The organism is [Clostridium] ultunense DSM 10521, from assembly GCF_000511955.1.
GTDB lineage: Bacteria > Bacillota > Clostridia > Tissierellales > Tepidimicrobiaceae > Schnuerera > Schnuerera ultunensis.
The window spans coordinates 174,440-185,893 of sequence record NZ_AZSU01000002.1; the positions used below are offsets into that span (position 1 = coordinate 174,440).

Below are 11,454 nucleotides of genomic sequence, written 5' to 3' on the forward strand. Positions count from 1 at the left end.
GGTTTACCGTAAATCAAGAGATGCCGGCTATAGAAGAACTTATGATTCAATGTGTCGGCAGATAAGAAAAATGAAACTAAATACACCAAAGAAAAGAAAAAGTTATCCTAAATCTACCTACCGAAGGAACTTAGCAACCTATCCGGGAGAGAGAGTTCAAATAGATATAAAATATGTTCCAAATGAATGTATTGGCTTTGCAAGTAATCATAATAGATACTACCAAATAACAGCTATTGATGAATATTCAAGAAAGAGATATTTAGAATTAGTTAATGAACTTAGCACATATAGTACATCTAATTTTTTAAAACGATTAGAAGGTAATTTAGGATTTAAGGTTGAGTTAGTTCAAACAGACAATGGGATTGAATTTGTTAATGATCAAGATATTACAAATAAGAAAACTAGATTTGAAAAATATTTAGAAAAACTAGATATAAAACACAAGCGTATTCGTCCATATTCACCATGGCAAAATGGCATAGTAGAGCGAAGTCACAGGATAGACAATGAATTATTCTACAGTAGAAGACGATTTGGCAGCTATAAACAAATGAAAAAGTCATTTATAAGATATAGTAAAAGATACAATAATATAGCAAGAAAAATCCTTAACTTTAAGACACCAAATGAAATAGTTAAGGAATATCACTCTGAAAATGCTGCTTAAGATGATATTGCCAATAATTATTTAATCAAGGATCGCTATCGCTTTCCTCCTTGACAAAATAATTATTAGTAATTTTTTAAAACCACAGCATTATTCAGAGATAATTTTTCAGAGGTCGTGTCACATATGTTTGACTTCTCTAGAAGAGGAATATTAGAATATTTTCAATAAACAATTGACAAAGGAAGATATTCATAGTATAATATTTATTTATTTGACATTGTTAGCAAATTATGATACAATCTTACCATGAGTGTCCCTTTACACTCCTTCTACCTCCTAATTTAAGGGGAGAAATCGATGGAAGGTGGTTACTTTGTTGGAAAAGAATAACTTAGCCAAAATTCGCAAAAACGTAGAAGATTGCGTTGGTAAAAAAGTAATTCTTAAAGCGAACAAGGGAAGAAAGAAAACTACAATTAGAGAAGGCATACTGGAAGAAGCTTATCCTAGCTTGTTTGTAGTAAGGATTAGCAACCAATTCGATTCAGTACGGAGAGTTTCTTACACATACTCGGATATATTGACAGAGACTGTTGAAGTAACTATTTGCGATGATCAGGAAAGACAAACTAAGATAAGTTAAAAAAACAAGACGAACCGTCTTGTTTTTTTTAACTTAAATAATAATTAATCGACAAATACCACAGGCTTAATTAGATCCTGTTGTTTATCTTTCATCAACATCAAGGCTTCTTCTACATGGCTAAAACCGTGGAATTTATGAGTAACTAATTTTGATGGGTCTACTCTATTATATCTAACTAAATCTATTAATTTTTCCATTCTGTCTCTTCCCCCTGGAGTTAGACCCCCTACTATAGTCTTGTGGGCCATTCCACTTCCCCAATCAAGTCGAGGAATGGGGATTGTATCTCCTTCTCCATAGTAATTTACATTTGAGACTGTACCACCAGGTTTCACTATTTTTATAGCTGTTTTCATAATCTCAGGTGATGCTCCAGCTATTATTACCCTATCTACTCCTTTTCCATTTGTAAGTTCCATTACTTGATCTTCAACAGGTCCGTTCCTATAATTCACAATATCAGTAGCACCATAGAAATTTGCAGCTTTTGTTAATGCTTTTCTACTTCCTACTCCTAAAATTCTACTTGCACCTAGAATTTTAGCACCTGCTACAGCCATTAGTCCAACAGGGCCTATTCCGATTACGGCAACTACATCCCCTAATTGAATATTTGCTAGTTCTGCTCCGTGGAATCCTGTAGTTACCATATCTGTTAGCATAACCGCTGACTCAACTGGAATATCATCTGGTAGGTGAGCTAAATTCATGTCCGCATCATTAACATGGAAAAAATTCCCAAAAACTCCATCTTTGAAATTGGAGAATTTCCAGCCTGCTAACATGCCTCCTGAATGTTGAGAAAAACCTTGTTGACTTTCTAAAGTTCTCCAATCTGGTGTAATAGCAGGTACAATAACTTTATCACCCGGTTTGAAATCTTTAACTTCTCTACCTGTTTCTACAATTTCTCCTACTGCTTCATGGCCTAATATCATATCTTCTCTTTCTCCAAGGGCTCCCTCAAATACAGTATGTATATCTGAAGTACATGGTGAAACAGCTATTGGCTTAACAATTGCATCATAAGGTCCATAAGTAGGCTTCTCTTTCTCAATCCAGCCGACTTTATTAATGCCTAACATTGCAAAACCTCTCATTGTAATCCCCCTTTGCTTGAAATGTAATTAATTCACTATATCCTTATATTGTTAATTATATATCTAGCAAAGTTTGGTTTCCATGGACGAAAATGTCATATTGTCAAGAAACAGATAAACATATTTATCAATTATATGGAAAAGTAATATATTATACTAGCCTCGGAGACCTTTTCTTTAATTATATTCCTGATGACATTTGCTTTATTAAGGGATATTTCATCGTTATAATAGATTAAAAACTTCCACTTATTAATTGTTATTATTCTATAACGATAAATACAAGAATCTAAAAATTTATGTACAGCCTTTTTCCACCATTTATCGTCTAAATCATGACAGTTAATTTTCATATTGATATCAAAATCAGAAGTTTCACTAAAATTGACTAGCAGATCAATATTCTGCCAATTGAAGAAGAACTTTCCTTCCTTCATTTTAAAGTTATTTGGACTAAAAATATTAACTTTAACATTTCTAGGAGATGGTTGGGGTGTTATTTTATCAATTTTATATAAATATTTCATTTTAATATATTCATCAAATAAAGTTGTTGTCCTCCAAATATTATTTTCTGCATATTCAGGCATTACTATTCTTTTGATATAATTATCAATATCCTTTTTCATACTCTTTAGATCTAACTCATTATAGTCAAATTCTTGACTCATATAGGAGAGACATTTATTTTTATGTTCTAAAGGGTTGCACCCATACCATCGTTTAAAATGGTTATAGAAATATTTAATATCTGAAAAACCACATTTCTCTGAAATGGATGCTAGACTTAGATTAGTGGTAAGGAGGAGAAATTCCGATCTCAGTACTCTCTCATAATTAACCCTTTCCTGAAAACTAAAGTTACTTAAATTTTTCCAAAGGTGGGAGAAGTAGTTCTTAGTAATGAATTCTTGTTGTGCAATCAGATCTAAGGTTATTTTTTCATGATAATGTTCATCAATAAACTTAACAATTCGATGATATCTATCCAATTGAAAGGGGCTTATAAAATCATTACTTTTTTTTAGAAATTGGAGCCAATTAAATTCCTTTACCATAGAAGATACCAGCTGATACACAGAGTCTTGAGTTAGCTCTCTAGCTAAAGGATCTTCATTGGTTATATCTGTAAGTACGCTTACCAATAGATTTCTAAATCTTGTTTTATATCCTTTCCTAACATCATCATCATAATTATCGCTTTCCACTTTAGTATTGTCCTTAGAATACATATTGTTTCTAAAGAACATATGCTTAATATATTCAAAATACTGTTCAAAATAGTTAAGATCAATATAAAAAATCACCACTATAGCCTCTGATGAACCTCTTATGGAATGGATTGATTTATTATTTATAAACCAGAAATCACCTTCTTTAACTAGTATATATTCAAAATTGGACCTCACCTCAATAGATCCTTTGATAGGCATTAAAATTTCCGTTACATCTTCGTGCCAGTGGATAGGATAGTTTTTAATAGATTGAACAACAATTGAAAATGGTACATTGTCTTTAAATTCAATAATTTCCCTTTTCATTTTTTCACCTACCATTACCATGTCTTTTCTTTTATTATATCATATATAATTTTATAGACATAAAAGGAAAAAATCCGACATAAGTCGGATTTAAATAGGGAAATGAGCAAGTTTTCTTTTGCCCATACGGGGAAGAAAGATCTTTTGGAAGTCTTCACTATCATTATATGTCGAAATTTAGATGAAAGTAAATAGGACTTAGGGTGTATATATATGCAATATTTTTTAAAATTGACCTTGGAAATTTTATTCATCTTTTTGGACATTAACACATATACTTTTTCATAGGATATATAAAGTAGATAAATAGAGGAGGTTAGAAGATGGAAATAATCAAGGACATCCTAAAGGTGGAAGAACAGAAGGGATCTGGGGAGATAGAATCCTTAATTGAAACGGAAATATACCTAGATCAGACAAAGGCAGAAGTAGGAAATATTCTTTGGGCCCATGGGAAGATAGAAATTCTAAGCACCAAGATCATAACGGATAAAATACTGGTAAATGGACTGGTAAAATTTAGAGTAGTCTATAAATCCAATGAAGAAGAATTAAATATATATACTTTAGAAACTAATAGGGATTTTAGAGAGGAAATAGAGATTGAAGGAATAACGGAAATTATGGCAGGAGAAGTGAAATCAAGCCTAGAATATATAGAATATGAATTACATGACGAAAGAAAGGTTACTTTAATGGCATTGGTAAAGCTGATGGGTAAGGTTGAAGAAACCAATTTAGTAGAAATAATAGAAGGGGTAACAGGAGATGCCAATCTTCAAGTACTAAAGGAAAAAGTTAAATATAATGATGTATTGGGAAGGGATGAATCCTATGCTTTAATAAAAGAGGCCTTCGAAGTAGGAGAAAACCAACCTTTTATAGAAGAAATCTTAAAAGTAGATTTACACCCTTATGAAAAGGAGTACAGTATTTCCGCTGATAGAATAATACTATCTGGCATAGTAGAATCCTCCATCATTTATTTTGGAGGAAATAAACTTAACTCCATAAAGAAGGACATTCCCTTTACCCATTTCATAGAACTACCAAATATAGAATATGATTCTAAATGTCAATTAAATATGGAAGTGGTAAGTGGGGAATATGAGATAAGGGAAAGTTTAGAGGGAGATTTAAAGGTCATAGATCTGGAAATGAAGATTAAGATCGGTTCTAAACTATATAATCAAAAGGAGAAAGAAGTAGTTATCGATGCCTATTCTACCAGTCGAAAGATCAATTTACAAACGGAAGAGATAAAGGTAATGGAAAATATTAAAGATATTATAGATCGAGAAAGTATATCAAGGGATTTATCAGGGCAAGGGTTTGAAGAAATATATACAATAGAGGCCCAGCCTATTATAATCGACAACCAGTATGTGGAAGATAAGATAATGGTAGAAGGAATACTTGGGCTAAATATTTACTATTTAGATGATTTAACCGATGAAATAAAGACCCTGAAGGAGGAATTGCCTTTCAAATCCTATAGTACTATTGAAGGATTGAGTAAGGATATAATCATCCAGACGGAAACCAATTTAGAGGATTTAAACTATAATCTTAGAGATGGTATTCTCTATATCAATGGAACAATTAAAAATCATATATTCATCAACAGGGAAAGGAAAATCAATATAATAAGCGAAATAGAAGAGACGGAAGAAATAATAGACAAGAAAAATAGGCCTAGTATAATCATATACATGGTTCAAAGAGATGACATCCTTTGGGACATAGCAAAGCGCTATAATACAACAGTAGATGAGATAATAGAATCCAACAATATAATATCTCCTTCTAATCTAATGCCAGGGGAAAAGATCATCATAGAAAAGAAAGTGGATATAGAATTCTAGTAGAAAATAAGGTTATATGTTATAATATATCCGTCACTTCAGTAAAAGGAGAATATAAATGGATGAAATAGTTCTAGAATCCTTTGGCAAAATAAACTTGGCCTTAGATGTTTTATATAAAAGGGATGACGGATATCATGAGATAAACACCCTAATGCAACAAATAGACTTAAAAGATAGAATTATAATAAAAAACAGGGAAAAGGGAATAGAAATCCAATGCAATGATAAAGATGTGCCCTTAGATAATACTAATTTAGTTTACAGAGCCTGGGAGAAGATAATAGAAAAAACTGGCGTAAATAAAGGAGTCCATATAATAATAGATAAAAAGATTCCCGTAGCAGCAGGGCTGGCTGGAGGTAGTTCCAACGGTGCAGCAGTACTTAAAGGGTTAAACCTATTATGGAATTTAGATTTGTCGGAAAAACAGTTAATGGAAATAGGCCTAGAGATTGGAGCCGATATTCCTTTCTGCATATTAGGTGGAACAGCTTGGGCTAAAGGGGTAGGGGAAAAGCTTACTAAGCTTAAAAATTTCTCTAATAAGATGGTTCTTTTAGCCAATGTGGGAATCCCTATATCTACAGCCTCTGTATATAATAATTTAGATCTAAAGGGTATCAATACTGAGATCCATATGGAAAAAATGATTAAATACATGGAGGAAGACAACTTACCTAAGCTGGCGAAAAACATGGCCAATGTAATGGAAGGGGTAGTTATAAAAAAATATCCCATAATAGGGGAAATAAAAAAGGATATGATTAGGTGTGGAGCTTTGGGCAGCATAATGAGCGGTAGTGGACCTACCGTATTCGGATTATTTGATGATGAAGAAAAACTTTATAGATGTAAAGAGGAATTGGAAGGAAAAATCCCCAAGGTTTTAGTAGCTAAGACCATTTGACTATGAATAATAAACCCACTTTCTGCTAATTATATATATTAGCAGGAGGTGGGTTTTTTGTATAAGATTACTCCATATATAAAGGGCGTATTCGACAACTTAACCATAGTAATGGTATTACTCGTAGCATTATTTTTACTATTAGTAGATGGACCAAATTTTAAAAATAGAGGTTTTCTTAAAGAATATAGGATAGTTCAGATTATTTCCTATTCCTATATAGTTCTGGGAATAATAATATTTATTTTTTTAAGAAGGACCTAGGAGGTATTTATGGGAGAGATTATATCTAAGGATTTAAAGAAGAATATTGATACATTAAAAAATATATTTATAGACTGTGATGATATTAGCTATAGATTTATAGATATAGGGAAGGATAAGAAGAGAGAAGCCTGCTTTGTTTTTTCCGATGGGCTTATAGACAAGGTATTGATAGGTGAATACGCCATCCAATTATTATTAACCCTTAGTGATAGTGGCGATGTAGAACTAAATTTGAAATCTAGTGGATTAGAAAAAATAGCCAAGGAATCCATCGCCATACCAGGTATAAAAGAGGAAAAGGATTTAGATAAGGTGGTAGATGCCGTGCTATCAGGAGAAACGGCTTTTTTTGTTGACAAAGCAGATAAGGCCTTAATCCTTTCTTCAAGGGGTTGGCCTACAAGGGGAGTAGGAGAACCTGATACTGAAACCGTGGTAAGAGGCCCTAGAGAAGGATTTACTGAAACTTTAAAGATAAATACGACTTTAGTTCGAAGACGCATTAGAGACCCTAAGCTAAAAATAAAGAATATCCAAATTGGCAGAAGGTCTAAAACGGATATTGCAATAATGTACATAGAAGATATTGTAAGTGGAGGGATATTAAAAGAGGTCAACGGGAGGCTAGATAAAATTGACATAGATGCAATACTAGACAGTTCTATGTTGGAATTTTTAATAGAAGACAATTATCTATCCCCTTTTCCCCAAATAGAAAATACGGAAAGGCCTGATACTTTAGCTGCTTCTCTATATGAAGGACGGGTTGGCATTTTAGTAGACAATAGCCCCTTTGCATTGATAGTTCCAGCTACCATAGGCACCTTATCCCAATCAGCAGAGGATTATTATAGCCGGTGGACTATTTCCACGATAATTAGATGGGTAAGGCTATTTGCTGCCTTTTTATCCTTGCTAGCACCGGCCCTATATATTGCCATAACATCCTTCCATCCGGGATTAATACCGACTGTACTAACCTATTATTTGGGGGCTAGTAGGGTCAATGTACCTTTCCCGGCGGTAATAGAGGCCTATTTGATGGAGTTGACTCTTGAATTACTAAGGGAATCGGGCACTAGGATAGCTGGCCCTATAGGAACTACCATTGGTATAGTAGGAGGTCTCATAATAGGTCAGGCGGCAGTAGAAGCTGGGATTGTTAGTCCCTTGATGATCATAATAGTAGCTGTAACTACCATAGCCTCATTTTCCCTACCTAGTTACGAATGGGCTTCTGGGTTTAGATTTTGTAGATTTATATTTATGGCTTTGGCAGGGATATTGGGGTTATATGGGATAATGTTAGGAATAGTCGTACTATCCACCCATTTTGCAAGATTAGAAAGTTTTGGCATACCTTTTTCCGCCCCTTATTCTGGGTTGGGGATAGAAGAAGGAGATTTAAAGGATACTTTGGTAAAAGCCCCTATACAGAAGTTACAACTAAGACCTATATTTACATTTCCTAAAAATAGAAGAAGAATGGGAAAAAGGTGAGAATATGCAAAATAAAAATACAATATCCAATCAACAGATAAAAGCATTATTGGTTACTACCGTCATTGGAGTAGGTGTCCTATCCTTACCTAGTGATTTGGCTATGATACTTAACAATAGTGGCTGGATAGCAATAATAATAGGCGGTTTATTAATTTTGCCCTTTATTATAATAATGGATAGATTATTTAAGCTATACCCCGGAAAAACCTTTTTTCAAATTGGTAGAAAGGTAATGCATCCAATAGCATTCAATATAATCCTAATAATCATCCTATCCTATTCCATACTTTTACTATCCTACGCTTCTAGAATCTTTGCAGAGGTGATAAAGGTTTATTTACTGGAGACTACCCCTACAGAGGTAATTATCTTAACCATGTTAATTGCCATATCCTATATAGCAAGATCAAAACTAGAAGTTGTAGCCCGAGTAGCTGTTATGATCTACCCTATTATACTAGGGTTTATTATATTTTTAATAGTTATTAATCTGCCTAATGCTGATTATACCAATATATATCCTTTATTGGATATAGAATATAAGGAAATCCCTAGAGGAATTATGGCTGTGATTTTTTCCTATGCTGGCTACGAAATACTACTCTTAGCCCTTCCTTTTTCGGAGAACAATGAAAACTCCCTTAGATATTGTATGAGAGGTATACTAATGGTTATTGGAGTATATTTAATAGTATTTTTTATAACTCTATCCCAATATGGAGTTCATCAGTTAAAAAGGGAAATATGGCCTTCTATAGCAGTTATAAAAGAAGTAGACCTTCCTGGATATTTTTTAGAGAATCTAGATGGGATAGTAATGGCTGCCTGGGTCATGGTAGTATATGGAACCATGGGGCCCTTTCTCCATGCCTCTGGAGTTATTCTAGGAGATATTTTCAACGTGAAATTCCATGAGTTATTTGTACCTCCTTTGATACCAATTATATATTCCATATCCTTAATACCTGATAATCTAATAGAAAGCGATAGAATTATGGGAAGGATTTTAAACTACTTTGCTTTGATTTCTATAATTATAATCCCTACCATCATATTTATACTTGCCTATATTAAAAGGAGGAAGGATAAAGCATGAGAAAGAGAATACTAATTATTTTGCTTTTTTCCTTGATATTCCTATCTGGATGCTGGGACAAAGTAGAAATAGAACAGAGAATATTTGTCTCCGATATAGGGGTGGATCTATATGAAAAAGAAAAAATGAACCGATTTATAGTCACCTACCAATATCCAAATATAAATGCCATAGGGAAAAATGCTACCGAAGATAAGAAATCCTTTGTGCTTTCAACCCCTTGCAGTAGTATATTCCAGGCTAGTAGAGAGCTTAGTACTAAATCCCCTTTTCCTTTTTACTTCAAACATGTAAAAGTTTTAATACTGGGGGAAGAGTTACTAAAAGAAGAAAATTTGGTAAGGGAAGTAATAGATGAATTAAATAGGGATACTAAGATAAATAAGAAAATACAGATTATAGCAGCAGAAGGAAAGGCAAAGGATATACTAAATACCAATATCTCCCGTGAACATACTGTAGATGGATTTATATATTCTACGGTAAAGGACAATAAAACTTCCAGCAGGTTTACATCCCAGACTTTGACAGGACTTATTTCCGATTTGGATTTCTCTGGGGTAACCCTTATTCCAAGGATCACCATAAGGGATAATAGGTATAATATTTCTGGTGGTTGCATAATGAAAAATTATAAACAGATAGCTTGGATAGATGAAAAAGAAAATAGGGCCATTAGCTTATTGAATAATAAAGTAAAAAACGAAACTATAGATACTATCTACAAAGGAGACCTTGTATCCTATACGGTTACCGATACTAGAGCCAATAAAAAGGTAAGGATAGATGATGGAATAAAGGCGGATTTTTCTATTCAAATTGAAGGTTATCTACAAGGATATATTTTGGACCAAGATAAAACTGCCTTCCGTAATGAGGTTTTAAAGGAAATGGAAGAGGTTATGGAAAGGGAAGTTAAAAGAGAAGTAGAAAAAACCATTAATAAACTTCAAAAGACATATAAAGCGGATATTATAGGAATTGGAGAACATTTAAGTAAATTTGAGCCTAAGGAGTGGAAGAAGATAAAAGGAAGCTGGGATCAAATATTCCCCCATATAGAAATAAACGTGTCACTAGATATAAAAATTAGAAGAACAGGACTAACTAAATGATAATTTATAATGCACAATTTTGGGGCGACCTGTGATCTCAGGGAAGTGAAGAATCTCCAATGTATAAAAAAACAGATATAGGAAATAATTAATACCAGAAGTAAAAAACAACTTAGGAGGAATAAAGATGAAATATAAAAAACTGATCCTTAGTTTGGCATTATTAATTATTTCTATTATCTATATAATTCATCCCTATATTATTGGAAAGGACGCTTATGTAGATGGATTTAAAGGTGAAATAATCCGATTCCATATAAAAGCCAATAGCGATAGGGAAGAAGACCAGGCATTAAAATTGAGGATAAGAGATGAAATTCTCAAGGAAACTAAAACCCGCTTTAGCAATAGCAAATCCTTAGATGAAACTAGGCATATAGTTGAAAACAACTTAGATGATATAAAAGAAATTGCTGAAAAGGTAATAGAAAGTGATGGAAAGGACTTCCCTGTTGAAGTATCCTTGGGAATTAAAAATTTTCCTACAAGGCAATATGGGAATATCATATTTCCTGCAGGAGAATATGAAACATTGGAAGTTACTATAGGAGAAGGTAAAGGCAAGAACTGGTGGTGTGTTATGTTTCCTCCTTTATGTTTTGTAGATACTACTCACAGCCATGCTATTAAAGTAGAAGAAGAGTTGAAAGATGTACTTACCCAAGAAGAAATAGACCTTCTCCTAGCCGATAAAGAATCCCCTATTATATTGAAATCTAAAATAGTGGAAGTATTCGAAAAAACAAAAACATACCTAGCAAATTTTCTAGCCTCAAAAGATAAAAAATGCCACCA

The 11,454-nt window shown here is 33.1% G+C and carries 11 protein-coding genes; 9 read left to right on the forward strand and 2 right to left on the reverse strand.

The annotated features are described in order from the left end of the window. Both CUL_RS16590 and CUL_RS0103755 read left to right on the forward strand, forming a co-directional pair. On the forward strand, window positions 1-673 hold a 673-nt coding region (locus CUL_RS16590; RefSeq protein WP_035142793.1), incomplete at its 5' end, for a DDE-type integrase/transposase/recombinase. Window positions 674-989: 316 nt separating this feature from the next. Further along, on the forward strand, window positions 990-1,259 hold the full coding sequence (locus CUL_RS0103755; RefSeq protein ID WP_005583662.1) for a Veg family protein: 270 nt from the start codon (window positions 990-992) through the stop codon (window positions 1,257-1,259). A gap of 44 nt (window positions 1,260-1,303) precedes the next feature. Here CUL_RS0103755 and CUL_RS0103760 read toward each other — a convergent pair whose 3' ends face one another. Both CUL_RS0103760 and CUL_RS0103765 read right to left on the reverse strand, forming a co-directional pair. After that, window positions 1,304-2,362, reverse strand: coding sequence for an NAD(P)-dependent alcohol dehydrogenase (locus CUL_RS0103760; protein ID WP_025640527.1), 1,059 nt, complete (start codon window positions 2,360-2,362; stop codon window positions 1,304-1,306). 131 nt (window positions 2,363-2,493) lie between these two features. Further along, a complete protein-coding gene (locus CUL_RS0103765) occupies window positions 2,494-3,903 on the reverse strand; it encodes an AraC family transcriptional regulator (protein ID WP_025640528.1) in 1,410 nt (469 codons plus the stop codon). Window positions 3,904-4,226: 323 nt separating this feature from the next. On the opposite strand from CUL_RS0103765, the gene CUL_RS0103770 reads away from it, so the two are divergent. From CUL_RS0103770 to spoIIR, 7 genes are all read left to right on the forward strand, one after another. After that, window positions 4,227-5,768 (forward strand): DUF3794 and LysM peptidoglycan-binding domain-containing protein, encoded by a 1,542-nt coding sequence (locus CUL_RS0103770; RefSeq protein ID WP_025640529.1) that lies wholly within the window; start codon window positions 4,227-4,229, stop codon window positions 5,766-5,768. Window positions 5,769-5,826: 58 nt separating this feature from the next. Then, window positions 5,827-6,678, forward strand: coding sequence for a 4-(cytidine 5'-diphospho)-2-C-methyl-D-erythritol kinase (ispE, locus tag CUL_RS0103775; RefSeq protein ID WP_025640530.1), 852 nt, complete (start codon window positions 5,827-5,829; stop codon window positions 6,676-6,678). A 57-nt stretch (window positions 6,679-6,735) separates the two neighbouring features. Then, the gene (locus CUL_RS0103780; protein ID WP_005583670.1) at window positions 6,736-6,942 is read left to right on the forward strand and encodes a CLC_0170 family protein; all 207 of its coding nucleotides are present in this window, start codon (window positions 6,736-6,738) and stop codon (window positions 6,940-6,942) included. A gap of 9 nt (window positions 6,943-6,951) precedes the next feature. Beyond that, window positions 6,952-8,445 carry a spore germination protein gene (locus tag CUL_RS18615; RefSeq protein ID WP_025640531.1) on the forward strand — a complete coding sequence of 498 codons (1,494 nt, stop codon included), beginning with the start codon at window positions 6,952-6,954 and terminating at the stop codon, window positions 8,443-8,445. A 4-nt stretch (window positions 8,446-8,449) separates the two neighbouring features. Continuing rightward, on the forward strand, window positions 8,450-9,544 hold the full coding sequence (locus CUL_RS18620; protein WP_005583673.1) for a GerAB/ArcD/ProY family transporter: 1,095 nt from the start codon (window positions 8,450-8,452) through the stop codon (window positions 9,542-9,544). Next, on the forward strand, window positions 9,541-10,659 hold the full coding sequence (locus CUL_RS0103795; protein ID WP_025640532.1) for a Ger(x)C family spore germination protein: 1,119 nt from the start codon (window positions 9,541-9,543) through the stop codon (window positions 10,657-10,659). Before CUL_RS18620 ends, CUL_RS0103795 begins: the two co-directional genes overlap by 4 nt. A gap of 127 nt (window positions 10,660-10,786) precedes the next feature. Next, the coding region (gene spoIIR / locus CUL_RS16595) for a stage II sporulation protein R (protein WP_051403494.1) at window positions 10,787-11,454 on the forward strand (668 nt) is incomplete at its 3' end.

Excerpts from the sequence above, each read along its gene's own strand:
- CUL_RS0103760 (WP_025640527.1), bottom strand. The coding sequence starts at position 2,362 with ATGAGAGGTTTTGCAATGTTAGGCATTAATAAAGTCGGCTGGATTGAG.
- CUL_RS0103765 (WP_025640528.1), bottom strand. The coding sequence starts at position 3,903 with ATGAAAAGGGAAATTATTGAATTTAAAGACAATGTACCATTTTCAATT.
- CUL_RS0103770 (WP_025640529.1), top strand. The coding sequence starts at position 4,227 with ATGGAAATAATCAAGGACATCCTAAAGGTGGAAGAACAGAAGGGATCT.
- ispE (WP_025640530.1), top strand. The coding sequence starts at position 5,827 with ATGGATGAAATAGTTCTAGAATCCTTTGGCAAAATAAACTTGGCCTTA.
- CUL_RS18615 (WP_025640531.1), top strand. The coding sequence starts at position 6,952 with ATGGGAGAGATTATATCTAAGGATTTAAAGAAGAATATTGATACATTA.
- CUL_RS18620 (WP_005583673.1), top strand. The coding sequence starts at position 8,450 with ATGCAAAATAAAAATACAATATCCAATCAACAGATAAAAGCATTATTG.
- CUL_RS0103795 (WP_025640532.1), top strand. The coding sequence starts at position 9,541 with ATGAGAAAGAGAATACTAATTATTTTGCTTTTTTCCTTGATATTCCTA.